The 24,428-nt window shown below is 71.8% G+C and carries 29 protein-coding genes and 1 riboswitch; of the genes, 8 read left to right on the forward strand and 21 right to left on the reverse strand.

Translation table 11 applies throughout. From position 1 onward, the window contains the following. The first annotated feature begins 62 nt into the window (after positions 1 to 62). From PKE79_RS04570 to PKE79_RS04580, 3 genes are all read left to right on the forward strand, one after another. The gene (locus tag PKE79_RS04570) at positions 63 to 452 is read left to right on the forward strand and encodes a winged helix-turn-helix transcriptional regulator (protein WP_271172486.1); all 390 of its coding nucleotides are present in this window, start codon (positions 63 to 65) and stop codon (positions 450 to 452) included. A gap of 86 nt (positions 453 to 538) precedes the next feature. Then, the gene (locus tag PKE79_RS04575) at positions 539 to 1,576 is read left to right on the forward strand and encodes a zinc-binding alcohol dehydrogenase family protein (RefSeq protein ID WP_271172487.1); all 1,038 of its coding nucleotides are present in this window, start codon (positions 539 to 541) and stop codon (positions 1,574 to 1,576) included. 75 nt (positions 1,577 to 1,651) lie between these two features. Continuing rightward, a complete protein-coding gene (locus PKE79_RS04580) occupies positions 1,652 to 1,888 on the forward strand; it encodes a cell division protein CrgA (RefSeq protein WP_271172488.1) in 237 nt (78 codons plus the stop codon). 86 nt (positions 1,889 to 1,974) lie between these two features. On the opposite strand, the gene PKE79_RS04585 is transcribed toward PKE79_RS04580, so the two are convergent. The 3 genes from PKE79_RS04585 to PKE79_RS04595 all read right to left on the reverse strand — a co-directional run bounded on the left by PKE79_RS04585 (position 1,975) and on the right by PKE79_RS04595 (position 4,600). Continuing rightward, entirely contained in the window at positions 1,975 to 2,577 is a 603-nt protein-coding gene (locus tag PKE79_RS04585) for a hypothetical protein (protein WP_271172489.1), read from the reverse strand. A 550-nt stretch (positions 2,578 to 3,127) separates the two neighbouring features. Further along, the gene (locus tag PKE79_RS04590) at positions 3,128 to 4,030 is read right to left on the reverse strand and encodes a rhomboid family intramembrane serine protease (protein ID WP_271172490.1); all 903 of its coding nucleotides are present in this window, start codon (positions 4,028 to 4,030) and stop codon (positions 3,128 to 3,130) included. A 12-nt stretch (positions 4,031 to 4,042) separates the two neighbouring features. After that, positions 4,043 to 4,600, reverse strand: a complete 558-nt coding sequence (locus PKE79_RS04595; protein ID WP_271172491.1) for a peptidylprolyl isomerase — start codon at positions 4,598 to 4,600, stop codon at positions 4,043 to 4,045. A gap of 97 nt (positions 4,601 to 4,697) precedes the next feature. Here PKE79_RS04595 and PKE79_RS04600 point away from each other — a divergent pair, with 97 nt between their 5' ends. After that, positions 4,698 to 5,228: a DNA helicase gene (locus PKE79_RS04600; protein WP_309299963.1), complete on the forward strand. Its 531-nt coding sequence runs from the start codon at positions 4,698 to 4,700 to the stop codon at positions 5,226 to 5,228. Positions 5,229 to 5,321: 93 nt separating this feature from the next. Next, a complete protein-coding gene (locus PKE79_RS04605) occupies positions 5,322 to 5,822 on the forward strand; it encodes an aminoacyl-tRNA deacylase (RefSeq protein WP_271172493.1) in 501 nt (166 codons plus the stop codon). A gap of 3 nt (positions 5,823 to 5,825) precedes the next feature. On the opposite strand, the gene PKE79_RS04610 is transcribed toward PKE79_RS04605, so the two are convergent. Then, positions 5,826 to 6,356, reverse strand: a complete 531-nt coding sequence (locus PKE79_RS04610) for a hypothetical protein (protein WP_271172494.1) — start codon at positions 6,354 to 6,356, stop codon at positions 5,826 to 5,828. Between the two features lie 161 nt (positions 6,357 to 6,517). On the opposite strand from PKE79_RS04610, the gene PKE79_RS04615 reads away from it, so the two are divergent. Both PKE79_RS04615 and PKE79_RS04620 read left to right on the forward strand, forming a co-directional pair. Continuing rightward, complete coding sequence (locus PKE79_RS04615) at positions 6,518 to 7,111, forward strand: RNA polymerase sigma factor (RefSeq protein WP_271172495.1); 594 nt, start codon at positions 6,518 to 6,520, stop codon at positions 7,109 to 7,111. Beyond that, positions 7,108 to 7,599 (forward strand): hypothetical protein, encoded by a 492-nt coding sequence (locus PKE79_RS04620; protein WP_271172496.1) that lies wholly within the window; start codon positions 7,108 to 7,110, stop codon positions 7,597 to 7,599. Before PKE79_RS04615 ends, PKE79_RS04620 begins: the two co-directional genes overlap by 4 nt. 7 nt (positions 7,600 to 7,606) lie before the next feature. Here the strand turns inward: PKE79_RS04620 and aroQ are convergent, their stop codons facing one another. The 15 genes from aroQ to PKE79_RS04695 all read right to left on the reverse strand — a co-directional run bounded on the left by aroQ (position 7,607) and on the right by PKE79_RS04695 (position 21,301). Then, positions 7,607 to 8,053 carry a type II 3-dehydroquinate dehydratase gene (gene aroQ, locus PKE79_RS04625; protein WP_271172497.1) on the reverse strand — a complete coding sequence of 149 codons (447 nt, stop codon included), beginning with the start codon at positions 8,051 to 8,053 and terminating at the stop codon, positions 7,607 to 7,609. A gap of 14 nt (positions 8,054 to 8,067) precedes the next feature. Beyond that, complete coding sequence (locus tag PKE79_RS04630) at positions 8,068 to 8,487, reverse strand: NUDIX hydrolase (protein ID WP_271172498.1); 420 nt, start codon at positions 8,485 to 8,487, stop codon at positions 8,068 to 8,070. A gap of 9 nt (positions 8,488 to 8,496) precedes the next feature. Beyond that, positions 8,497 to 9,978, reverse strand: coding sequence for a threonine/serine exporter family protein (locus PKE79_RS04635; protein WP_271172499.1), 1,482 nt, complete (start codon positions 9,976 to 9,978; stop codon positions 8,497 to 8,499). A gap of 341 nt (positions 9,979 to 10,319) precedes the next feature. Further along, positions 10,320 to 11,231: a hypothetical protein gene (locus tag PKE79_RS04640; RefSeq protein WP_271172500.1), complete on the reverse strand. Its 912-nt coding sequence runs from the start codon at positions 11,229 to 11,231 to the stop codon at positions 10,320 to 10,322. Then, positions 11,228 to 11,905 (reverse strand): response regulator transcription factor, encoded by a 678-nt coding sequence (locus PKE79_RS04645; protein WP_271172501.1) that lies wholly within the window; start codon positions 11,903 to 11,905, stop codon positions 11,228 to 11,230. Before PKE79_RS04645 ends, PKE79_RS04640 begins: the two co-directional genes overlap by 4 nt. Further along, positions 11,893 to 13,155, reverse strand: coding sequence for a sensor histidine kinase (locus PKE79_RS04650; RefSeq protein ID WP_271172502.1), 1,263 nt, complete (start codon positions 13,153 to 13,155; stop codon positions 11,893 to 11,895). Before PKE79_RS04650 ends, PKE79_RS04645 begins: the two co-directional genes overlap by 13 nt. 78 nt (positions 13,156 to 13,233) lie before the next feature. Further along, complete coding sequence (locus PKE79_RS04655) at positions 13,234 to 14,406, reverse strand: ThiF family adenylyltransferase (RefSeq protein WP_271172503.1); 1,173 nt, start codon at positions 14,404 to 14,406, stop codon at positions 13,234 to 13,236. Further along, on the reverse strand, positions 14,403 to 15,167 hold the full coding sequence (locus PKE79_RS04660; RefSeq protein WP_271172504.1) for a thiazole synthase: 765 nt from the start codon (positions 15,165 to 15,167) through the stop codon (positions 14,403 to 14,405). The genes PKE79_RS04655 and PKE79_RS04660 overlap by 4 nt, the downstream gene beginning before the upstream one ends. 1 nt (position 15,168) lies before the next feature. Further along, positions 15,169 to 15,408 carry a sulfur carrier protein ThiS gene (thiS, locus tag PKE79_RS04665; protein WP_271172505.1) on the reverse strand — a complete coding sequence of 80 codons (240 nt, stop codon included), beginning with the start codon at positions 15,406 to 15,408 and terminating at the stop codon, positions 15,169 to 15,171. Then, entirely contained in the window at positions 15,405 to 16,580 is a 1,176-nt protein-coding gene (locus tag PKE79_RS04670; protein WP_271172506.1) for an FAD-dependent oxidoreductase, read from the reverse strand. The genes thiS and PKE79_RS04670 overlap by 4 nt, the downstream gene beginning before the upstream one ends. Then, complete coding sequence (gene thiC / locus PKE79_RS04675; protein WP_271172507.1) at positions 16,567 to 18,297, reverse strand: phosphomethylpyrimidine synthase ThiC; 1,731 nt, start codon at positions 18,295 to 18,297, stop codon at positions 16,567 to 16,569. Before thiC ends, PKE79_RS04670 begins: the two co-directional genes overlap by 14 nt. Further along, positions 18,296 to 18,403, reverse strand: a riboswitch (TPP riboswitch). (Overlaps the previous gene by 2 nt.) Positions 18,404 to 18,442: 39 nt before the next feature. Beyond that, entirely contained in the window at positions 18,443 to 19,312 is an 870-nt protein-coding gene (gene panB / locus PKE79_RS04680) for a 3-methyl-2-oxobutanoate hydroxymethyltransferase (protein ID WP_271172508.1), read from the reverse strand. Then, a complete protein-coding gene (gene panD / locus PKE79_RS04685; RefSeq protein WP_271172509.1) occupies positions 19,309 to 19,698 on the reverse strand; it encodes an aspartate 1-decarboxylase in 390 nt (129 codons plus the stop codon). Before panD ends, panB begins: the two co-directional genes overlap by 4 nt. Next, complete coding sequence (panC, locus tag PKE79_RS04690; protein ID WP_271172510.1) at positions 19,698 to 20,549, reverse strand: pantoate--beta-alanine ligase; 852 nt, start codon at positions 20,547 to 20,549, stop codon at positions 19,698 to 19,700. The genes panD and panC overlap by 1 nt, the downstream gene beginning before the upstream one ends. Further along, entirely contained in the window at positions 20,546 to 21,301 is a 756-nt protein-coding gene (locus tag PKE79_RS04695; protein ID WP_271172511.1) for a DUF2520 domain-containing protein, read from the reverse strand. The genes panC and PKE79_RS04695 overlap by 4 nt, the downstream gene beginning before the upstream one ends. Before the next feature lie 211 nt (positions 21,302 to 21,512). Between PKE79_RS04695 and PKE79_RS04700 the strand changes: the two genes are divergently transcribed. Further along, positions 21,513 to 22,076 (forward strand): NUDIX hydrolase, encoded by a 564-nt coding sequence (locus PKE79_RS04700; RefSeq protein ID WP_271172512.1) that lies wholly within the window; start codon positions 21,513 to 21,515, stop codon positions 22,074 to 22,076. A 111-nt stretch (positions 22,077 to 22,187) separates the two neighbouring features. On the opposite strand, the gene PKE79_RS04705 is transcribed toward PKE79_RS04700, so the two are convergent. Then, positions 22,188 to 23,204, reverse strand: coding sequence for a sugar phosphate isomerase/epimerase family protein (locus PKE79_RS04705; protein ID WP_271172513.1), 1,017 nt, complete (start codon positions 23,202 to 23,204; stop codon positions 22,188 to 22,190). Continuing rightward, positions 23,201 to 24,400, reverse strand: a complete 1,200-nt coding sequence (locus PKE79_RS04710) for a Gfo/Idh/MocA family protein (protein ID WP_271172514.1) — start codon at positions 24,398 to 24,400, stop codon at positions 23,201 to 23,203. Before PKE79_RS04710 ends, PKE79_RS04705 begins: the two co-directional genes overlap by 4 nt. Between the last annotated feature and the right edge of the window lie 28 nt (positions 24,401 to 24,428).

A 24,428-nucleotide genomic window follows, 5' to 3' on the forward strand; every position in this document is an offset into this window, starting at 1 on the left:
CGCCTCCCCGACCGGTCCTCCACTATCCTTCGGAAAGCAGACCAGGTCAGGGAGGCGTGCCGATGGCCATCCACGAGGACGTTCCGCTCACGGTGAGCCCGAAGACGCGCGGAGACGTGTACTCCGCGGACTGCCCCTGCCGGAATCTGCTGGATGTCGTGGCGAACAAGTGGGCGGCGCTCGCGATCGGCGCACTGGCGGATGGCCCGGCGCGCTTCGGCGAGCTGCAGCGGCGCCTAGAGGGGATCTCACCCAAGGTCCTGACGGCCACGCTGCGCCGCCTCGAGACGTACGGGCTCGTCGATCGGACCGTTCTTCCCGAGGTGCCGCTGCACGTGGAGTACGAGCTCACCGACGTCGGGCACAGCGCACTCGGCCCGATCGTCGCGCTGCGGCAGTGGGCCGACTCGAACTACGCGCACGCCGTCGCCGTACTTTCCCAAGGAAAGTAGAACCCCTTGCGGGTAACCACTGTTCGCCGGTTACCGTCTTGTCCCGCGGCGCCACCGTGATGCCGTGACGACGAGAAGGAGCGATCTTGACGACGAACCCGACCATCCCCTCGCAGACGATCTCGGCCGTGGTGTCGCGCACGGGAGGCGCGATCGATCTCCCCGGCAGCCTCGAGGATGCGACGCTTCCGGCACCCGGAGCACCGACCGGCCACGATATCCTCGTCGCGGTGAGAGCCGTCTCGGTGAATCCCGTCGACGTGAAGGTCCGCGCAGGCGGTGCGGGCGCTGACGATGCTCGAGTCCTCGGCTGGGACGCCGCGGGAACCGTCCTCGCGGTCGGCGAGCTCGTCACGCTGTTCCGGCCCGGCGACGAGGTCTACTACGCGGGCAGCCTCGATCGGCCCGGCTCGTATGCCGCACAGCAGCTCGTCGACGAGCGCATCGTCGCCCACCGGCCGAAGAGCCTGAGCGTCGCCGAGGCCGCGGCGCTGCCGCTCACGACGATCACCGCGTGGGAGGCGCTCTTCGACAAGCTGCGCCTGACCGAGAGCTCGACCGGCACCATCCTCGTGCTGGGCGCACCCGGAGGCGTCGGATCGATCCTCATCCAGCTCGTCAAGGAGCTCACCGGCCTCCGCGTGATCGCAACGGCGTCCCGCCCCGAGTCGCGCGCGTGGGTCGAGGAGCTCGGCGCCGACGTCGTCGTCGACCACCGCGCGGCGGATCTGGACCGGCAGATCCTCGAGGCCGCGCCCGGCGGCGTCGATTTCGTCTTCACCGCCCAGAGCAGGGGGCGGACCGCCCTGTTCACGAAGGTGGTGCGCCCCTTCGGGCAGATCGTCGCCATCGACGACGACCGCGATGTCGATCTCCTGGCCCTCAAGGACAGGTCGATCTCGTGGCACTGGGAGCTCATGTTCACCCGGCCCCGGCACGGCTGGGACCTCCTCGCCCAGCACGATCTGCTCGAGAGGGTCACCCAGCTCATCGACGAGGGCCGCATCCGCACGACGCTCACACAGACCCTGGCTCCGCTCAACGCCGAGAGCCTGCGACAGGCGCACCGCCTGGTCGAGTCCGGCCAGGTGGTGGGCAAGATCGTCGTCGCCGAATCGAGGTGACCGGCGGACTCATGCGGTGCCGCCGAGGCACCCCGCGGCCACGGAATCGCGCGCGCGCCTAGTAGACTCATGCGCATGGCACGAGCATCCCAGGGCGAAGAACCTCTCGAGCGCAGCGAGAGCGGCAAGGCGCCGAACCCCGTGTGGTTCAAGCCGGTCATGGTGGGCTTCATGCTCATCGGCCTCGTCTGGATCCTCGTCTTCTACCTCTCGGGCATGGCCTTCCCCATCCCCGACATCGGCGCATGGAACCTCGTCATCGGCTTCGGCATCGCCTTCATCGGCTTCCTCATGACGACGCAGTGGCGATAGCCGCTCTCCCCTCTTCCGCGCCCTGAGCGCGAAACGAGACGGGTCGGAACCGAATGGTTCCGACCCGTCTCGCTGTCGTGACGCGGCTACGCGTCGACCGGCTCGAGGCCGATGAACTTCATGCGGTCCTCGCCGTAGAAGCACGACTGCAGCGCGAACGCGCCCTTGAGGCCCACGAGGTCGGCGGTCGACGACCAGATCTTCGAGGTGTACCGGATGTCCACGATCTCGTAGACCTGGTCATCCCCCTCGACTCGGATGCGCTGGCCCATCTCCCACGGCAGGAGCACGTCGCCGCCGCAGTTGTTGTGCGCGGCCCACACCGGCGGCACACCGTCGCGCTCGTACGAGAGCATCTCGGTGAAGGTTCCGTCGCACCAGTCGAGCTCGGTCTGGCCGCCCGAGACGCCCAGCTTCACGGTGGGGAGCTCCTCGAAGACCTCCTCCTGCACCTGCTGGACCTTCTCGGCGACGCCGACCTTGATCGCGCCATACGCCTGCTCGACCGACTGCGGAGCGAGGAGCGTGCCGGCGCCGAGGCCGATCCCGCCCACGAGGAGCAGGACGCCGAAGACGGTGAGGACCGTGTTCCAGGCGCCGCCGCGACGCGATCGCTTGGCCGTGTGCTGTCCGCCGCGCGCGCGACGGGTCACCGGCGGAGCCGAGGGGTGCTCGGGCGATTCGCTCATCGCGGGTCCTTTCACGATCCGCTTGCGAGCTTACGCCAGGGGGCCGTCCGAGCCGAGGCCGGGCTCCCTCTCCCCAGCGATCTCCCGGCCCGGGCCATCCGAATGACAACGGTGTGATTCATCCCCAGCTCGCCTCACACCTGTGAATAACAGAGGTGTAATTCATCCCCAGGTGGGGATAGATCTGTGGATAACCCCGTGGAGAAGTGGGGGAACCAGGTGGAGAACCCCGTGGAGAGGGGGTGGAGAACGGGGGGGTTAACCGTGGAGAACCTACCCACAGCTGTGGACAGCTTGTGGAGAACTCGCCCGATCCGGACGTGCGCGCAGCCTGGCTGCACGGGTCGCGAGCCGCGCACCTGCCGCCAGTGGCCGCCATCCGCGCGTGAGACCGGCCGTTCGCGGCAAGCGTCCCTCAGACGCAGCCGGTCCTTGCCGCGAGTGGCCGCCATCCGCGCCCGCAAGCGGCCCCACGCGGCAGGCGCCGGCCCACACAGGCGAAGGGGCCGGATCCCAGACGGATCCGACCCCTTGGCGTCTGCCCTGCGTGTCAGGTGAGCGACGGGTATCCCAGCACGGGCGGCACGGCGAGGAGCACGAGAAGCGCGACGCCCACGAGCGACAGCAGCGCGATCTGCAGACCGCGGCGGTTGCGGCCGCTCGTCCGAGCGAGGACCAGTCCGACGACGAGGCCCGTGATGAGGCCGCCGACGTGCGCCTGCCACGAGACGTTGAACCCCGGGATGAACCCGATGACGAGGTTGATGCCGAGCACCACGAGGATGCCGCGGATGTCGCCGCCCAGCCGGCGCCCGATGACGAGCAGCGTGCCGAGGAGGCCGAACACGGCTCCCGAGGCGCCCACGACGGGCGTCGAGAAGGCCAGCAGGGCCACCGCGACCGAGCCGCCGATCGTCGAGAGGACGTACACCGCGAGGAAGCGCCCGCTGCCGATGATCGGCTCGAGGATACGGCCGATCATCCACAGCGACAGCAGGTTGAGGCCCACGTGCCAGAAGCCGCCGTGCACGAGCGCGACCGTCACGAGCCGCCAGGGCTGCGTGGTGCCGGTCAGCTCGGGGTACAGCGTCGGAGCGTAGAACGCGAGCCACTGCTGGACGCCGATGGCGCCGCCGAAGCCGTATCCGTCGACCATCTGGAGGAGGTAGGCGACGGCCGTGATGCCCGCGATCCACGCCATGACGCGCGGACGGCCGCCGGCGATGGCGACCGCGCCGCCTCCGCGCCAGCGTCGCTCAGCGCGGCGCTGGGCGGGTGTGCGGCTCTTGCGCTGCTCCTTCATGCACTCCGGGCACACGACGCCGACCGGCCCCTGGGTCTGGCAGTCCGCGCAGATCGTGCGCAGGCAGCGCTGGCACAGGACGAAGCTCTGGCGATCGGGGTGCCGATAGCAGTAGTCGTCGGGATTCCGGGGTCGGTCGGCGGTGGTCACGCGAGCGCCGTGTCAGACGGCGACGACGTCGATCGACGAGATGACGACGTCCTCGCGCGGGCGGTCGGCCGCGCCGGTCGGAACCTGGGCGATCGCGTCGACCACGGCGCGCGACGAGTCGTCGGCGACCTCGCCGAAGATCGTGTGCTTGCCCTGCAGCCACGGGGTGGGGTCGGTCGTGATGAAGAACTGCGACCCGTTCGTGCCGCTCAGCTTGCCCGTGATGGCGTTCGGGCGCTTGCCCGCGTTGGCCATGGCGAGCTTGTAGGGCGCGTTGAAGTCGAGCTCGGGGTGGATCTCGTCGTCGAACGTGTAGCCGGGGCCGCCGACGCCCTGGCCGAGCGGGTCGCCGCCCTGGATCATGAAGTTCGGGATGATGCGGTGGAAGATGACGTCCTTGTAGAGGGGGCCCTCGCCGGCTGCGCCCGTGCGCGGGTCGGTCCACTCCTGCGAGCCGTCCGCCAGCCCGATGAAGTTCTGGACGGTGCGGGGTGCGTGGTCCCCGAAGAGGTTGACCACGATGTCGCCGTGGTTCGTGTGGATGGTCGCGACGGCGGTGTGCTGAGTCATGGGCACATTCTCTCAGAGTCCGCAAGGCCGGAGCTGATCGGGGATGCCATCTGGCAGGATGGTCGAAAGCAGACCCCATCGACGCGGGAGGGCACACGTGAGCCTCAGCCTCAGCAGGAAGCAGAAGAAGGAGCTCAAGAAGCTCCAGCAGTCCGCGGCGCACGTCTGGGAGGCGCAGCAGGTCGTCGCCGCCGGCGCCGCCGACGTCGCACGGCAGGCGGGTCGCCAGCTCGAGACGTTCGGGCGCAAGCAGGTCGCACCCGCGGTCGAGGAGAAGTACCACGAGATCCTCGAGCCCTACGTGAACCGGGCTCGCCCGTTCGTGGACCAGGGCGTCAAGGCCTCGAAGAAGTTCATCGACGGATCGGTCGTGCCGGTCGCCGGCGCGGTCGTGGGCAAGGCCCTCTCGGCCTGGGACGTCGCTGCCGAGACGCGCGACAAGCTCGCCCGCTCGCGCGCCGGCATCCCCGTCGTCGCTCCCAAGAAGAAGTCGAGCGCGGGCCCGGTCATCGCCCTCATCCTCGGCATCGCCGCGGCCGCCGGCGTGCTCTACGCCGCGTGGCAGACGCTGCGCGCCGACGACGAGCTCTGGGTGGCCGACGACCCGCTCGCGGCGCCCGACGCCTGACCTGAGGATCCGGCGCGGCGGGGCGACCCGCCGCGCCGTTCCGCTGCGCTCGCGGGTGCTCCTCGCGGAGCGCGACGCTGAGGAGGAGAGCGGATGGCCGACGGCACGACGACGCAGGATGGGCTCGAGCGCGTCCGCGCGGCCGCCGCGGAGCGCGGACTCGACATCGACGTGCAGGCGTCTCCGCGTGCCACGTCCCTCGAGGAGGCCGCCGCGCTCCGCGGCATCACGCCCTCCGACATCGTCAAGACCCTCGTCGTGAAGGGAAAGGGCGACCGGTTCTACTTCGCGCTCGTACCCGGCGATCGCTCGATCTCGTGGTCGAAGCTGCGCGCCGTGGTCGGCGTGAACAGGCTGCGCCTGCCCGAGCCGCCCCTCGCTCTCGAGGCGACGGGGTACGAGCGCGGCACGATCGTCCCGCTCGGATCCACGCGGGACTGGCCCGTCTACGCGGACGAGCGGATGGTCGGAAAGCGCGTCTCGATGGGCGCGGGAGCCCACGGCTACACGCTGTTCGTCGACGCGGACGCCCTGATCGCCGCCTACGGCGCGACCGTCGCCGACATCACCGACCCGATCGAGGCCATCCGCTGACCGCTATCCCGAGACGCGGACCGAGGACGCCTTGTTGTTCATCGTGCTGCTGATCGAGCTCGAGTACGAGTAGTAGCCGTACGACGCCCCGCCGTAGTTCGTGTGCTCGTAGACCTTCACCTTGCAGTTCGAGTAGCCGCGCATCGACGAGGCGCGGTCCTGGAACGAGATGTTGGCGTTGCCCATCCACTGCCCCGACACGCACGAGCTCGATCCGTAGAGGTCCCAGTACGAGCCGCTGTACGACGTGCCGTCGTACAGGCGCGCGAGCAGGTACGTCGCCGCGACGCCCGCCTCGATCCCGTCGGCACTCGACGAGCGGGCGGATGGCGCGGCCGCGTCGACGACGACCTGGCCGGTCTGCTCGAGGACGGCGGCGTGGAGGTCCTCCCCGCGCGGCACGCAGATGGTCTCGCCCGTGTCGACGAAGACGCCGCAGTCCTGCTCGACCGATGCCGTCGCGGGCGCCGCCGCGATCGCACTCGCCCCGACAGCCGCGATGCAGGCGAGCACCGCTCCGATTCGCTTCCTCATGGCGCCCATGCCGACTCCTCTATCCGGAGCCCCGATCGACGAACCCCGTCCCCGGAATCTCGCACGCCACGCGGGCGGTGTCAAGGCGTTGTGTCCTCCGAATGGGGGACACGCCGCGGACGAAGTGTGAGACGATTCGGGACACCGGAGCATTACAGGGTGTGAACGCAGTGGAACACGACGTGGCAGCCGTGCCGTCGCAGGCCGACGAGGCGCTGCTCGACGCGGTCGCACGCGGAGACCACACGGCGTTCGCCACGATCTACGAGCGCCACGTGCGCACGGTCTTCCGCTTCGCGCTGAGCCTCGGCATCTCACCGCGCGACGTCGAGGACGTGACGCAGGAGGTCTTCGTGGTCGCGTTCAAGAAGGCCGCGAGGATCCGCACCGCCGACGGATCCGCCCTCCCCTGGCTCATGGTCACGTGCCGCAACCTCTCGTACGCGCATCTGCGGAAGCGCGCGAAGGATCACGCGAACCTCGACGCCGGAGAGCACGACGTCGCCGATCCGACGGCGTCGCCCGAGAGCCGCGCCCTGCAGGCCGAGCTCTCCCTGACGATCGCCGAGGCGATCGGCCGCCTCTCGCCGCGGGACCAGGAGCTGGTCCATCTGTGCCTCGACCGGGGGATGACCTACCGGCAGGCCGCGCACGCGCTCGGCGTCACCGACGGGACGGTGCGAAACCGCCTGTCGCGTGCCAGGGCCGAGCTGCGCAGCTCCCTCCGCGGCGCCTTCCGTGAGCAGGGATCATGAGACTGCACCCCCCGACCGACGACCAGGTCGCGTCGATGCGCCGCAAGATCTTCGCCGAGATCGCCCGGAACCGCGCACGGCGTCGCTCGCGGCTGACGTTCACCGCGGCCACGACCGCGCTCGTCGTCGCCGTCACCACCGCGGGCGCCATCCTCGTCGAGATGGCGAAGCCCGACGACCTCAACGTGAGCTTCGACTGCTACACGACGGCCGACCTGTCGGCGCCGCACGGCACGACGTCGTTCGTCGACGACGACCGCGATCGCGACCGCACGCTCGCTCTCGAGGATCGGGTCGCGCAGGCCCTCGAGTTCTGCATGGCGGGCTACAACGCGGTGCCGACCGACGGCGACGTCGAGATGGTGCGGGTCGTGAACCCCACCGTGTGCATGATGCAGGATCGCCGGCTCGCCGTGCTGCCCAACGAGCAGTACGCATCCACGGAGGACTTCTGCGAGGGTCTCGACCTCGCGGCCCCGTTCGAGTAGGCCGCGGTCAGCGCGCGGGAGCGAGCAGAGCCGCGAGGCGCTGCACCGCGAAGGCATAGCCCTGCACGCCCGCTCCGACGATCACGCAGCTGGCGACATCCGACAGGTACGAGTGGTGGCGGAACGGCTCGCGCGCGTGCACGTTCGAGATGTGCACCTCCGCGAAGGGCAGGTGCACGCCGGTGAGGGCGTCGCGCAGCGCGACCGACGTGTGGGTGAGCGCGCCGGGGTTGATCACCACCGCGTCGCAGTCGCCCCGCGCCTCGTGGATCGCGTCGACGAGCGCGCCCTCGTGGTTGCTCTGGATGGCCCGCACCTCGAATCCGAGATCGGCGGCCGTGCGCTCGACGAGCGCCACGACGTCGTCGAGCGTGTCCGAGCCGTAGATCTCGGGCTCGCGCGTGCCGAGGAGGTTGAGATTCGGCCCGTTCACGAGCAGGATCCGACCGTTCACGTGCGTTCCCTTCGTCACAGGAGTCCGGCCATCCGCAGGGCGGTGTCGACGAACGAGACCCGCTCGATCGACCGCACGCGGCTGAGCGGGATCCACTCGGCCATGTCGGTCGACCCGTCGAGCTCGTAGGCGAGGGACCCGCCCGTGATCGTCGCCCGGTAGACGATCCGCAGCGCCTGCATGTCGCCGGTCCCCGCGAGCCGCTTGCGGGCGGGGATGACGACCGAGTCGATCCCGATGACGTCCCCGAGCTCGACCTCGTAGCCCGTCTCCTCGCGCACCTCGCGTCGGCAGGTCTGAGCGGGATGCTCGCCGGGGTCCATCCCGCCGCCCGGCATCGTCCAGGCGGGCTTCGACCCCTCGATCCAGCGCGAGAGCAGCACGCGCTCGGCCTCGTCGACGATGACGGCGTAGGCGGCGACTCTCAGGTCCATGACGTCAGCCTACTGATCCCGGATCGCGGCGCCGTCGGCCTCGCCGCGCGGCGGGACCGGCACGAGCTTGCCGGTGCCGGCGGCGGCGCGGGGGCGCGCGGTCGTCCGCACCCTCATCCGCACGCCGTCCAGGGTCGCACGCAGCGGGGAGCCGATGAACAGGCCGAGGGTCGCGCCCGCGGCGAGCGCGATGCCGATCATGCCGGCGGTCACGAGCGCCTGCGTCGCGACGATGAGCCGCGCGGTGTCGTCGCCGGCCTCGACCATCCCGAGAAGACCCCGGAACACGGCGGAGCCCGGAACGAGGGGGACGATCGCGGCCGTCGTCACGGCGACGGATGGCACGTGCAGGCGCTGGGCGATGAGCGCGCCGACGAGGCTCGCGGCGAACGCCCCCGCGAAGCTCGCTCCGGCGGCGTCGAGTCCGGCCGCCGAGGGCACCGCGTAGCCGGTCCAGGCGATCGTCGCGAGCAGGACGCTCACGACGACGATGCGGAGGCCGGCGCCGTTCATGACCGCGACGGTGATCGCCACGATCACCGCGCCGACGATCTGACCCGCGAACGGCCCGAACGGCAGCGCCTCGCTCGGCAACTGCAGGCCGACGCCGAGCGCGCTCGCGAGCTGCAGCCCGACCACGATGCCGAGCACGACGCCGAGGGTCTGCAGGGTGAGCTCGAGGATGCGCCCTCCCGCGGTGAGCGCGAATCCGTCGATCGCGTCTTGCGCGGCGCCGACGACGGCGAGACCCGCGAGCATGAGCACGATGCCCGAGGAGACGACGATCGTCGAGCGGACGTCGGTGAACGGCTCGACGCCGAGGCGCGACAGGAGCGCGACGACGACCGTGACGGCGACGAGCGTGAACGCGCCGACCACCTGGCTGAAGAACATGGGCACGCGCAGCTTCGCGAGCCCCGCCTGGGAGCCGGCGACGCCCAGCGCGGCGAGGAAGGTCACGGCCAGCGCGATCCACGACGCGCCGAACATCACGCCGACGCCGACCGCGAGGAGCGCCTGCACCGTGATCACGACGCCGGGCTGATAGAGGAACGGCGTGCGGCGGATCTGGCGGAACCGCGCCCGCGCCTCGCCGAGCTCGAGGCCCTCCTCGATCTCGGTCACGAGCGCCTGGAGGCGCTGGAGCTTCGCGTGATCGGGAACGGCCGACCGCACGACCTGCATGAGGGTGATCGGCAGGTCGTCGCCTCCGCGGTGATCCGACACCGTCACGGAGTTGTAGGTCACGTCGACGTGCACGCTCTTGAGCCCGTAGGCGCGGGTGATGCGCAGGGCCGCGAGCACGACCTCCTTCGCCGACGCGCCGACCGACAGCATGACCTCGGCCACCCGCATCGCGAGGTCGATGATCCGCACGGCCATCGCGTCGTCGACGACCGTGAGCAGCTCGGTGGGGGCGGCCTTCGACGCGTCGCTCCACAGCGCCCTGCGGACGCTCTCCATCACGCGCCGACGACGATCCTGAGCCATGCCCTCCATCCTGTGCCACGAGGTTCACCGTTCGCCGAACGATCCGGGATTTCCGCTCCGCACGTCTTTCGGAACCTCACCCCGTTTCGACTCGCTCCGCTCGCTCAACGACCGGACCCGGGCATCCCGCAGCGACCGAGACGATCCGGACTCCCCCTCCGGACATTGAGCGAGGGAGCGCAGCGACCGAGACGAAATGCCGCAACCCAGCCTCCGAACGCCCCGCGTTTCGACTCGCTCCGCTCGCTCAACGACCGGGCCCGGGGCATCGCGCAGCGACCGAACGCGCAGCGAGCCGGCCCCGGGCGGAACCCGGGGCCGGCTCGCGGTGCGGCAGCGCGTCAGCGCGCGGAGGCGCCACCCGGTCGGAGAGTCGCATCCCCTGCCGCGACCTGCACCGAGATCTCGCGCGGCGACGAGCTCTCGACGTCGAGGCGGTTGTCGAAGTCGCCTGCCGAGACGTCGGAGCGCACGGCGTAGGTCTCGTCGGGGAGCACGAGGTCGAGCGAGCCCGCGCTCACGTCGACCGTCACCTCGGCGGGCGCGTCGCCCGTGAGCTCGGCGTCGAGACGGCCCGCAGCGACCGTGAAGCCGGCCTCCGCGACGTCGGCGAGCGCGAGGTCGGCCTGGCCCGCGCTCAGGTCGACCTCGAGCGACGCGGCCGAGCCGTCGAGGCTCAGGTACCCCGCCCCGACCTCGGCGTCGACCTCGCCGAAGTCGCCCTCGGCCGTGAGGCTGCCGCCCGAGAGCGAGAGGTCGACATCGAGGCCCGCGCCCTTCAGGCGCTCCGGCAGCGTCAGCACGACGGTCTGCTCGTCGTCGAACCAGTCGCCGCCGAACCAGTCGCCGCCGAACCACCAGCCGCGGAAGAACCCGTCGCGGCGGTCGACCGTCAGCTCGCCGCCGTCGCGCGAGACGCGCCATCCGTCATCCGCGTTCGTGACCTCCAGCACGGCCGCGTCGACGTCGCCGTAGGCGATCGCGAAGGAGGCCCCGGAGGCGTCGATGTCGAGGGAGGTCACGCCGGCGGCCGCCGCCGTGAGGGTCTCGTCGACCGAGAACGCGCCGCGCGCCGCGGCGACGCCCGAGCCGATGGCGGTGCCCAGCAGCGCCACGCCGCCGATCACCGCGACGACGAGCGCGACGACCTTGCCGCCCGATGCGGGAGGGGTGGGAGGGGCCGGACGCGGGGGCACGGCCGCGGGATCGTACGCCGACGCATCGAAGGCCGGCGGGGTGGTGGGGGTGCTCATCGTGTCGCTCCTGTCTGGGGCGTTCCGCCCGTGTTCTCGATGTGGGCGAGAGCTGCGAGAACGCGGCGGTTGCCCGACTCGTCCGGCTCGAGGTCGAGCTTCTGGAAGATGGAGGTGACGTACTTCTCGACGCTCGCCTCCGAGACGAAGAGCACGCCGGCGATCGCCTGGTTCGACTTGCCCTCCGCGATGAGAGCGAGCGTCATGCGCTCGCGCTCCGTGAGCCGCGTCATCCGCTCATCGCGGGTGCGCCGGCTGAGCAGCTGCGCGACGACCTCGGGGTCGAGCACGGTCGCGCCCTGCGCGATGCGGTCGACCGACTCGACGAACTCCGCGACGTCGGCGACCCTGTCCTTGAGGAGGTAGCCGACCGCGCCGCCCTGCGCCGTGATCAGCTCGCTCGCGTAGCGCTCCTCGACGTACTGCGAGAGGACGAGGACGGGGAGCTCGCGATGCGCCGCCCGCACCTCGATCGCCGCGCGGATCCCCTCATCGGTGAAGGTCGGAGGGAGGCGCACGTCGAGGATGCAGAGATCCGGGGCGGATGCCTCCACGGTCGCCAGCAGATCGCTCGCGTCGGGAAGGGCCGCGACGATCTCGTGGCCGGCGTCCTCGAGGAGGCGCACGAGGCCCTCGCGCAGGAGGACCGAGTCCTCGCAGATCAGGATGCGCATGGCACGCTCACCTCCAGGGCGGTCGGTCCGCCGTTCGGGCTGTCGAGGCGGACGGTGCCGCCCGCCGACAGGATGCGGTTCGAGATGCCGTCGAGGCCGCCGCCGGGGAGCACGCGCGCCCCGCCGATGCCGTTGTCCTCGACGCGGGCCCAGAGCACGCCGTCGTCGCGGCGGCGCACGATCACCCGGCACTCCGCGGCACGCGAGTGCTTCGCGGCGTTCGTGAGCGACTCCGCGATCGCGAAGTACACCGCCGCCTCGGCCTCCCGGCTGCACCGGCCGTCCATCCGCACGTCGAGGTGCACGGGGATGTGCGAGCGCCCGGCGAGCGCGGACAGGGCCGCGTCGAGGCCGCGGTCGTCGAGCACGGACGCGTGGATGCCGCGCGCGAGCTGGCGGAGCTCGGTGATGGCCGCCTTCGTCGAGGTGTGCGCCTCCTCGATGAGCGAGCGGGCGGCATCGGGGTCGCTGTCGATCTTCTGCTGGGCGAGGCCGAGGGTCATCCCGACGGAGACGAGACGGGGCTGCACGCCGTCGTGCAGATCGCGCTCGATGCGCGTCCGCTCCACCTCGGAGGCGCGCACGGCGCCCGCTCGCTGCGCGTCGGAGGTGCGGGCCTGCGCGGCGAGCTGCTCCTCCTGCGACGGCACGACGATCGCGCGGCTCAGCACGCCGTGCAGGAGCGCGAGCCCGACGATCCCGGCAGCGGTCACGATGACGCCCAGGATGCCGGCGAGCGGCGCCCACGCGGCGGCGAACTCGAGGCCGAACGCGCCGCGCACGGTCTCCGCGCCCGAGAGAGGAGCGAAGCAGATCGCGATGGACCAGATGAGCAGGCGGAAGAGCCCCATGACGATCACGCCGAAGACCGTCGCGATCGCGAGGTTGGCGATCGCCCGCCAAATGCGCGGGTCGACCGCCTGACGCAGGAGCGTGCGGAGCCAGCCGCCGAAGCCGGGGCCGACGCGGAGGCGCCATGCGAGCGCGGGCAGGCCGAAGCCGTACAGCCCGTCGACACGCGCGGTCTCGAGCCAGGCGACGGCGAAGAGGACGTAGACGAAGGCGACGAGCAGCAGGAGCCCGAAGCCGAGGAGCGGGAGGGTGCCGAGGCCGAAGCCGAGCAGCCCGAAGAGAGCGGTGAACGCGAAGGCGCCCAGGAAGCCGAGCGCCGCGAGATGGGCGATCGCCCCGGCCACCCGGAGCGGGCGCGACGTCCTCGCGGTCGAAGCGGAGGCGAGCTGTGTGGTCATGCCTCCAAGCTAGGGCGGCCCTCGCGCGGGCGCCCCAGAGTCAGCCGGAGACGTTCTTTCGGGTTTTCCCGAATCGCGTCACGGCGCCGCGGCGCACGTCGGCGCCGGGGCCTGCTCGAGCGCGTGCCACGCCGAGATCCCGCCCGCGAGCGAGCGGAGCGGATGAGCGCGCCACTCCGGGCGCCCGCGGAGCACCTCGGCCGCGCGGCGCGACCGCACCCCGAGGGCGCAGTGCACGACGACCTCGCGCCGCTCGACGAGCGCACGCCGCACGGCTTCGGGCGGCTCCTCCCCCGCCTCGATCTCGTCGAGCGTCCAGCGGACGGCATGCGGGATGGCCCCGGGCTCGGATGGCGCGCGCACGTCCACGACGAGAGGCGCGGCGCCCCCAGCCAGGGCAGCGCGGAGCTCGGCGGCCGAGACGATCGGCACCGCGCCATCCTCCGTGGCCCCCGCCCCGCCGTCCCCCGTGGCCTCCGCCGTGCCATCCGCTGGGGCCTGCGCCGGGCCATCCGCCGCGAACGCCACCTCGCGCCATCCGGCGCCGAGTGCGTCCACGACGACGACGCGGCCGAGGAGGGGGCGTCCTGCTCCGGTGATGAGCTTGATCGCCTCGGCCGCCATCTGGGCGCCGACGAGCGCGCACAACGGGCCGAACACGCCCGCCGTCGCGCAGTCGAGCGCCGCCCCCGGCGCATCCGGGTAGAGGTCGCGGTAGCGCGTGCCGCGCTCGGCCCAGACGACCCCGACCTGACCCTCCCACCGGAGGACCGATCCCCAGACGAGCGGAAGGCCGAGCGCCGCCGCCGTGTCGTCGACGAGGTACCGCGTGGCGAAGTTGTCCGAGCCGTCGACGACGAGGTCGTAGTCCGCGAGAACGCCGGCCGCGCTCCGCGCATCCAGACGCAGCGCGTGCGCGCGCACCTCGATCCCGGGGTTCCGCGCCGCGATGGCGTCGCGTGCGGATGCCGTCTTCGGTCGTCCGATGTCCGCGACCCGGTGGATCACCTGGCGCTGCAGGTTGCCGAGCTCGACGGCGTCGTCGTCGACCACGCCGAGCACGCCCACCCCCGCCGCGGCGAGCGCCAGCAGCACGGGCGAACCGAGGCCGCCTGCGCCCACGACGAGCACGCGCGCCGCACGCAGCCGGCGCTGCGCGGCATCGCCCATGCCGGGCAGGATGAGCTGCCGGCCGTACCGCTCCCGCTCATCGTCGGAGAGCGCCGGACCGGGTGCCACGAGCGCCGTCACAGGACCGCCATCCCCTCGGTCTCCGACGATGCGCGGGCATGCCGCCGCCGGGGGATGCGCCCCGCGTGCGCGGCGAGATGGCCCGCCTCGACGGCATGGCGGAACGCGGCGGCCATCCGCACGGGGTCGTGCGCGCGGGTCACCGCTGTCGCCAGGAGCACCGCGTCGCAGCCGAGCTCCATCGCGAGCGCCGCCTCCGACGCCGTGCCGAGGCCCGCGTCGAGCACGACGGGAACCGATGCGCGCGACACGATGAGCTCGATGTTGTGGGGGTTGAGGATGCCGAGGCCCGTCCCGATCGGCGCGCCGAGGGGCATGACCGCCGCGACCCCGAGCTGCTCGAGCCGTAGCGCCGTGACGGGGTCGTCGTTCGTGTACGCGAAGACCGTGAAGCCCTCCGCGACGAGCCGCTCCGCGGCGTCGAGCAGCTCGACCGGGTCGGGCAGGAGCGTCGTGTCGTCGGCGACGACCTCGAGCTTGATCCAGCTCGTGCCGAACGCCTCGCGCGCGAGCTCGGCCGTGAGCACCGCGTCGTGCGCCGTGCGGCAGCCCGCGGTGTTGGGGAGGAGGCGGATGCCGCGCTCGCGCAGCAGGGCGTAGAGGCCGCCCGCTCCGCTTCCGTATCGCCGCACGGCGACCGTCGTGAGCTCGGTGCCCGACGCCCGCAGAGCCTCGTCGAGCACCTCGAGGCTCGGCGCACCGCCCGTGCCGACGATGAGCCGCGACGACAGGGCGACGCCGTCGATGACGAGCGGCTCCACGTCAGCCGCCCTGCGCCGCGGTGAGCACCTCGACCCGCGCGCCCGGGCCGAGCCGATGCGACCCCCAGCGGGCGCGCGGCACGAGGACCGCGTCGACCGCGACCGCGACGCCGAGGGGCGCGCCGTCCTCGGCCGTGCCCTCGGGCGTCACCGCGCGGCCCGTGAGCGCCGAGACGACCGTCGACACCGCCGCCCCCTCGGGCAGCCGCAGAGCACTTCCGTTGACATCGATCTCGATCATGCGAGGACTCCTTCACGGTCACAGGGCGCGGCGTCGCGCCCGGGTTGGAGGCGGGTGGGGGCGAACCGCCCAGGGTCGAGCAGGTCGGCCTCGACGCCGCGCGGCGGGGCGACGTCGTCGACGATGCGGCGGCAGAGGTCTGCGATGAGCGGGGCGAGCAGCACGCCGTTGCGATGCGTTCCCGTCGCGACGACGAGGCCCGGGGCGGTCCGCCCGACGAGGGGCAGATGATCGGGGGTCGCCGGACGGGCGCGGGCGGTCGCCTCGACGAAGCGGTACTCGTCGACGAGCGGCATCACCTCGGCCGCATCGCGGAGCAGCGCCGACACGCCCCCCGCGGAGACCGCGTCGTCGGCGTCCTCGCGCTCGGTCGCGCCCACGACGAGTCCGCCGTCGACACGCGGCACGAGGTAGACGGCACGGCCGCGGACGAGGGAGCGGACCGTGTGCGCGAGGCGCGGGAGGCCCGCCGCGTGGAGGCGGAGGATGTCTCCGTGCACCGGGCGCAGCACGCCGGGCGGCGTCGCGCCCAGGTCCGCCGCGCCGAGCGCGTTCGCGACGACCACCTCGGCCGCGGCGATCGCTGTCCCGTCGGAGAGCTCGACACCGTGCACAGCACCGCCCCGCCCGCGCAGCAGGCGCCTCGCCGCGAGCGGACGGAGAGCGGATGGCGCGAGCGCGCCCCGAAGCGCGCGGACGAGGGCACGCGGATCGACGCGATGGTCGCCGTCCGCCGCGTACGCGCACGAGAGTCCCGGCCCGAGCAGGGGCTCGGCGGCCCGCGCTTCTCGGACGCTCCGTCGCTCTGCCTGCACCGCGGGCGCCGCGTCCACGAGCTCGACGATCCGACGGCGGTCGGCGTCGTCGACCCCGACGAGAAGCGTCGGGGCGGCCTCGTACCCGCACGCCGCGGCGCCGCCGGGCAGCGATGCGACGAAGTCGGGGTATGCTGCCGCCGCGGTGCGGTGGAGCGCCACGGCAGCGCGCTCGGTGTGCTGGAGCTCGCCCGCGGGGCTCAGCATTCCGGCCGCGGCATACGTTGCGCCGTCTCCCGGGCGGGGGTCGATGAGTCGCACCGAGCGCCCCGCGCGCGCACACGCGACGGCGATCGCCGTGCCGACGACCCCTGCGCCGATGACGGCGACGTCGACCCTGCTGTCAGCTCCGGACACGGGGCTCGTCGAGGTAGACGGACGCGCCGGCGGCGACGAACTCCTCGGACTTCCGGCGCATGGCCGCGATCGCCTCCTGCTCCTCGGCGCCGCCGAAGCGGTCGCGGATGTCCTGGGAGATCCGCATCGAGCAGAACTTCGGGCCGCACATCGAGCAGAAGTGCGCCGTCTTGGCCGGCTCGGCCGGGAGCGTCTCGTCGTGGAAGGCCTCCGCCGTGTCGGGGTCGAGCGAGAGGGCGAACTGATCGCGCCAGCGGAACTCGAAGCGCGCCTTCGACAGGGCGTCATCCCGATCCCGCGCCCCCGGATGGCCCTTCGCGAGGTCGGCTGCATGCGCCGCGATCTTGTACGTGATGACGCCCGTCTTCACGTCGTCGCGGTTGGGCAGCCCCAGGTGCTCCTTGGGCGTGACGTAGCAGAGCATCGCGGTGCCCCACCGTGCGATCTCGGTCGCGCCGATCGCCGAGGTGATGTGGTCGTACCCCGGGGCGACGTCGGTGACGAGGGGGCCGAGCGTGTAGAAGGGCGCCCCCGAGCAGAGCTCCTGCTGGCGCTCGACGTTCTCCCGGACCAGGTGCAGCGGCACGTGCCCGGGCCCCTCCACCATGACCTGCACGTCGTGCTCCCACGCCCGGTGCGTGAGCTCGGCGAGCGTGTCGAGCTCGGCGAACTGCGCCGCGTCGTTGGCGTCGGCCGTCGAGCCGGGGCGCAGGCCGTCGCCGAGCGAGAACGCGACGTCGTACTGCGCGAAGATCTCGCACAGCTCGTCGAAGTGCGTGTAGAGGAAGTTCTCGCGATGGTGGGCGAGGCACCAGCCCGCCATGATCGAGCCGCCGCGCGAGACGATGCCCGTCACCCGCTCTGCCGTGAGCGGCACGTAGCGCAGCAGCACGCCCGCGTGGATCGTCATGTAGTCGACGCCCTGCTCGCACTGCTCGATCACGGTGTCGCGGAAGATCTCCCAGGTGAGGCGATGCGCCTGCCCGTCGACCTTCTCGAGCGCCTGGTAGATCGGGACCGTCCCGATCGGCACGGGCGCGTTGCGGATGATCCACTCGCGCGTCGTGTGGATGTCGTCGCCCGTGGAGAGGTCCATGACCGTGTCGGCGCCCCACGTCGTCGCCCACTGGAGCTTCTCGACCTCCTCGGCGATCGAGCTCGTGACGGCCGAGTTCCCGATGTTCGCGTTGATCTTGACGAGGAACGCCCGCCCGATGATCATGGGCTCGCTCTCGGGATGGTTGATGTTGCTCGGGATGATCGCGCGCCCCGCCGCGAGCTCGGAGCGGACGAGCTCGACGTCGCACCCCTCGCGCAGCGCGACGAAGCGCATCTCGGGCGTGATGACGCCCTGCCGCGCGTAGTGCATCTGCGTCACGCGCCGGCCGGGACGTGCGCGGCGGGGGCGGGCGGACTCTCCCCGCCACTCCGCGGAGGCGGCGCCGCGCCGCGCGGCCGCACGGCCGTCGTCGTGGAGGTCGCGCGGGCGCCCGTCGTACTCCTCGACGTCGCCGCGTGCGGCGATCCAGTCGGCCCTCAGCGGCGGCAGTCCGCGCACCGGGTCGCTGCCCGGGCCCGACGTCCGATATGCCGTGAACGGCTCGTTCCGCTCGCCGTTCGGCGAGTCCGTGAGCACGATGCGGGTGACCGGCACCCGGATCCCGTGCTCGTCGTCGTGCAGATATGCGAGCGAATGCGTCGCTTCCAGGGTGCGCAAAAGAGCTGCTCCTACTTCCTACGCCGGCATGACCCGAACAGGTTCGACGGTCGCGAGCAGCGTCAGCTCGTTCTCAGCCCCTGCTGGGACTCCCGTGTGGACCGGATCAGAGTAGCAGGGAGCCGCGGTCGCGCAAGTCGGCGGGTCAGAGCGCGTCGAGCAGCTCCCTCAGCCGGGCAGATTCCTCTTCGGGCATGGAGTAGCCGTGCTCAGTCGCGGGGTACTGTCCCGCGCGCACTTCCGCGACATAGCGTTCGACGCCGGCAATCATGTCCCCCCGCAGCTCCGCGTACCGCTTGACGAAGCGCGCCGCACGACCCCCGTATATGCCGAGAAGGTCATGGAATACGAGCACCTGGCCGTCGGTGGCGGGGCCCGCGCCGATGCCGATCACGGGGACGCTCATCCGGGGCATCAGGGCGTCCGTGACGTCGCTCGGGATCGCCTCGAAGACGATCGCGAAGCATCCGGCCTCCTGCAGAGCGAGTGCGCCCTCGCACACCGCGAGCGCGTCGTCGGCGGTCCGCCCCTGCGCGCGGTATCCGCCGAGAGCGGTCGCCGTCTGCGGCGTGAGGCCGACATGCCCCATGACGGGGATGCCCGCGCGGACGATGGCGCGCGCGCGATCGACCGACGTGCCGCCGCGCTCGATCTTGACCGCATCGCACCCCGTCTCCTTCACGAAGCGCTGCGCGGTCGCGACGGCGATCTCGTCGGAGGCCTCGTACGAGCCGAAGGGCAGGTCCGCGACAAGCAGAGGGCTCTGCAGACCCCTGCGGACCGCGGCCGTGAGCATGATCATCTCGTCGACGGTGACGGGCACGGTGCTGTCGTATCCGAGCACCGTCATCGCGGCCGAGTCGCCCACGAGCACGACGTCGACGCCCGCCGCCTCGGCGACCTGCGCACTGGGATGGTCGTAGGCGGTCACCATCGCGATGCGCTCGCCTGCGGCCTTGCGCGCGGCGAGGTCGGCCGGCGCGACGCGCGGGCGGGCCGCCGGCCGCGTGCTCATGCGCGCGCCGTCAGGAGACGGTCGACCGCGTCATCGACCTGGATGATGCCGTTGCCCCGGTCGACGTGCACGACGACGGGCTCGTATGTCTCGAGGTCCTTCTCGTCGTACTCGGCGTAGGAGACGACGATGATCGTGTCGCCCGCGTGCACGAGCCGGGCGGCAGCGCCGTTGACCTGCATGACCCCCGAGCCCCGCTCCCCCGCGATCGTGTACGTCTCGAAGCGCGCCCCGTTGTCGACGTCGAGCACGTGCACCTGCTCGTGCTCGAGGATGTCCGCCGCCTCGAGCAGATCGGGGTCGATCGTGATCGAGCCGACGTAGTTGAGGTCGCTTCCCGTGATGGTGGCGCGATGGATCTTCGACTTGAGCATGATGCGGCGCATCAGGATTCTCCCTTGAGGATGCGGTTGTCGATGAGGCGTGCGGCGCCGACCCTGGCCGCGACCGCGAGCAGCGCGTCCCGATCGACGCGGACGAGAGGACGGAGGTGCTCGGCGTCGCGCAGCTCGAGGTACTCCGGCTCGATGCCGGCGTCCGCGAGGACGGATCGCGCGGCCGCGAGCAGCACCGCGCCATCCCGCTCGCCCCGGGCCGCGAGATCCTCCGCTGCGGTCAGCGCCCGGTTCAGCGCGGTCGCCTGCGCCCGCGCTGGGGCATCGAGGTAGACATTGCGCGAGCTCATCGCGAGGCCGTCCGGCTCGCGGACGATCGGGCACGCCTCGATCCGCACGGGCAGGTCGAGGTCGCGGACGAGCCGGCGCACGACGAGCACCTGCTGCGCATCCTTCTGTCCGAAGAAGGCGACGTCAGGGGTGACGATCGAGAGCAGCTTGGCGACGACGGTGGCAACGCCGTCGAAGTGGTGCGGGCCGCGGTGCGCGCCGCACAGCACGTCGGTGATGCCGGACACATGGATGGTCGTGGCGAAGCCGGCGGGATACATCTCGGAGACGGGCGGGGCGAAGAGGATGTCCGCTCCCGCCTCCTCGGCGAGCGCGGCATCCCTGGCCTCGTCGCGCGGATAGGAGCCGAGGTCCTCGTTCGCCCCGAACTGCGTCGGGTTGACGAAGAGCGACACGACCACGACGTCTGACGCCTCCCGCGCACGGCGCATGAGCGAGAGGTGTCCCTCGTGGAAGGCCCCCATCGTGGGCACGAGGCCGATCGAGGCGCCCTCGGCTCGCACGGCGCGCACGGCGGCGCGCATGTCGGACACGGTGCGCACGATCCTCATGTCGCGTGCTCCTTCCTGCGTGCGAGCGCGCGGGTCGCCTCGCACAGCTCGTCGAAGAGCGGGACGAGCTCGGGCCGGCCGGCCGAGATCGCCGCGCGCTGGCGCTCGACCGTCTCCTCGTCCCCGCGGGCGATCGGTCCCGTCAGGGCTGTCGCCGGTCCTCCCGACGCCCAGTTCTCGACGGTGCGCCGCACGAGCGGAGCGAGGAGCAGGCGCGCCTCCTTGGCCGGGATGCCCGCGGTCTCGGCGATCCGCTCCGCGGCATCGGCGATGGTCACGAGGAAGTTCGCCGCGACCGACGCGGCTGCGTGGTAGGCCGCCCGGTGGGCCTCATCGAGGGGGAACGCGCGTGCGCCGAGCAGGAGCGCGATGCCCGTCGCGGTCTCGAGCGCCTCGTCCGACCGCCCCGCGACCGCGCACGCGACGCCGCGGAACACGGCCGGGTCGTCACCGCCGGTGAACGTCTGCAGGGGGTGGAGGCCGAAGTCGACATCGTGGATCGGCACCGCGCCGGAGGTGTGGCCGATCATCCGCCCCGCCGCCGTCGCGGCGTGCGCCGCGGCAGCGATCTCCCCGTCCGGAACGCACAGCAGCACGACGGGCGCGTCGGGGATCTCCTCGCCCCGCCCGACCGGGCCGTGCACGACGACGCCCGCCGCCCGGAGGGCACGGGCGATGCTCCGGCCGAGTCGGCCGGGGCCGACCACCGTGACGCTCTCGAGGGCGCTGTGCGGGGTGCGGAGGATGCTCATGGTCTCGGTGCGCGGGGGACGCGCGCGACATGAGTATCCGCCTCATGGGCCGATCGAGCAAAATCGGGCGGCAATGTGCACAGTGGTACCGGTGAGTGTCTTACCGATCTGCTCCCTGGTTCGTTTCATGTCTGTGCATGGTGATTTCACCGACGACTGTCGGCCACTCGGATCCTCGCTCCGGTCCCCGGCCTGTGACAGGCTCGAAGCCGTGATCGACCCGCGCTCCTCCCTGCTCGCGTCCGCGCGCGAGGCCGTCGCCCTGGTGGGGCCGTCGGTCCCCGCGCACGACGACTTCGTCGCGGCTCTCGAGGCGCACGGCGCGGCCGCGCTCGACCGCGAGGGACCGCCCGCGCACCTCACGGCGAGCCTGTTCGTCTTCGACTCGACCGGCGAGCAGATCCTCCTCTGCCTCCACGGCAAGGGGAGGTTCTGGGTGCAGCCGGGCGGCCACCTGGAGGCCGGGGACACGTCGCTCGCGCAGGCCGCCGCACGCGAGCTCGAGGAGGAGACGGGCGTCTCCCGCAGTCTCCTCTGCGACGTCCGGGTCGTCGACCTGGACCACCATCCGCTGAGCTCGCGGTTCGGCCGATGCGCATCGCACCTCGACGTCGGCGTCGCGGCCGTCGTCGACCGCGACGCCGTTGCCCTCCAGGTCAGCGATGAGTCGGACGACCTGGCGTGGTTCCCCCTCGACGACCTGCCCTCGCCGCTGCCGCCCGCCTTCGACGAGCGCCTCGCACGCGTGCGGGCGGCGTACGCGGTCGCCCGCTGACACATCCCTCTGCAAGGCGCCATCGGCCATCCCTCCCCCGGTCCTTGAGCGAGCGAGGAACGAGCGAGTCGAAACGCCGCGACCGGGCCTCGAGAACCGCCCTGTGCGAACTCACCCCTGCCCGAGCGACTCCTGCAGAGCTCGATCGGCGTCCCGCAGCACGGCCGCGGCCACCTGGAGCCCTTCGACGCGGCCGAGCTCGACGTCCTCGTGCTCGATGTTGACCCACATGTCCGGGTCGACCTCGTGCAGAGCACGGAGGAACTCCGTCCAGTACGCCGTGTCGTGCCCCTTGCCGAGCGCGACGAAGTCCCAGGCGGCGGGCTTCGGCCATTCGTTCGCCCATTCGTCGCCCCCGAGGCTCGTGCGCGACTCGGACGGGTCGAGCCGCCGGAAGCCGTTGTCGAGCACGCCGTAGAGCTGCGCGGTCTCGCGGTTGATGCGGACATCCTTCGCCGCTGCGTGGAAGACGAGCTCGCCCAGCTCTCGCACGACCGCGACGGGGTCCATCTGCTGCCAGAAGAGGTGCGACGCGTCGAGCTCGACGCCGATGTGCGTCGCGCCCGTCGTCTCGACGAGACGATGCACGTCGCGGGTGTTGAAGACGACGTTCTGCGGGTGCAGCTCGAGCGCGACCTTGACGCCGTGGTCGGCAGCGAGTCGGTCGATCTCCCGCCAGAAGTCGCCGACGACTTGCCATTGGTAGTCGAGCACGTCGAGGTGCGCCGAGTTCCAGGCGTTCACGATCCAGTTCGGGAATCGCGCCGTCTCGTCGGACCCGGGCAGACCCGACATCGTGACGACGCGCGTCTGACCCAGGCGGGCAGCGAGGCGGATGGATCGGCGCACGTCCTCCGCGTGCCGCGCGCGGATGTCGGCCTTCGCGTGCAGCGGGTTGCCATTGCAGTTGAGACCGGCGATCTCGACGCCGGTCCCCTCGAACTGCCCGAGGAAGTCGTCGCGCGCGGCGTCGGACACGAGGATGTCGTCGAGGGACGGGATGTGGACCGCCGGGAGGAATCCGCCCGCGTTCAGCTCGATCCCGGTGAGACCGAGCGACGCCACGACCTCGAGCGCCTCGGGAAGCGTGCGGTCGTGCAGGATCGCGTTGTAGACGCCCAGCCTCATGCGCGCACCTCCTGCGGGATCGCGACCGCCGCGCCGCGTCGCGCGGCGGACTCCGCCACCGCCTGGAGCAGCCGCATGTTGCGGACCCCCTCCTCGAACGTCGCGCACCGCGGCAGCGATGCCTCCTCCTCGATGCCGGCGACCTCCTCGAGGAACGCCCGCGCCTGGTACACGAAGCCCTCGTTCTGACCGAACCCGACACCGGTCGCGTCCATGGCGAGACCTCCCCTGAGGTACGGATGCTCGGGGCCGAGGAGCACCCGCCGGAAGCCGCGCTGCGCGACCGGGCCCTCGTTGAGCATGAGTCCGATCTCGGACGGCGTGCGGAAGTCGAACGACGCCGAGCCGTTCTCGCAGAACACCTCGAGGACGAGCGTGTTCGCGTGCCCCGAGGCGACGCGGGAGACCTCGATCGCCCCTGCTCCGCCATCCGCGAAGTCGAACGAGAACGCGGCGTAGTCGTCGTTCTCGACGGTGTCGAACGTGTCCGACACGGCGCCGTGCTCGTGGCCGATGACGGCGCCGAGGGGCTCGGGGCGCTCGGGGATCACGGTGGCGAAGCGCCCACCCGACACCTCCGCGATGTCGCCGCCGATGAACTCGGCGATATACGCGAGGTGGCTGCCCACATCGGCGAGCGCTCCCGAGCCCTGCGCGCCCTTGAAGCGCCAGCTGATCGGGATGTGCGGGTCGGCGGCGTAGTCGGTCCAGTAGCGTCCGCTGACGTGGAGCACGCGGCCGAGCACGCCGCTGCGCACGAGGTCGCGGAGATACGCGATGCCGGGCGAGCGCCGGTAGGTGAAGCCGACGCGCGCGATGCTCGTCGCCGAGCGCGCGGCGTCGGCCATCGCGACCGCGTCGTCGAGGCTGTCGCTGAGCGGCTTCTCGCACAGGACGTGCTTGCCGGCGGCGAGGAGCCCTTCGACGATCTCGCGGTGGAGATGATTCGCGACGACGACGCTGACGACGTCGATGTCGGGCGCCTCGGCGATCGCCTGCCACGACGTGTCGCTGCGCTCATAGCCGAAGCGCCGCGCGGCGAGGGAGCCGAACTCGGCGTTCACGTCGCCGATCGACACAAGGCGAATGGGCGGAAGCGTCGAGGCGTAGACGGTGGACGCCGCACGGTACGCCGCGGCGTGGGCGCGGCCGGCCATGCCGGCTCCGATGACGGCGACTCCGAGGCTCTCGGGCATCGGCTCTCTCCTTCGAGGTCTCGCCCGG

Source organism: Microbacterium barkeri (assembly GCF_027921765.1).
GTDB lineage: Bacteria > Actinomycetota > Actinomycetes > Actinomycetales > Microbacteriaceae > Microbacterium > Microbacterium barkeri.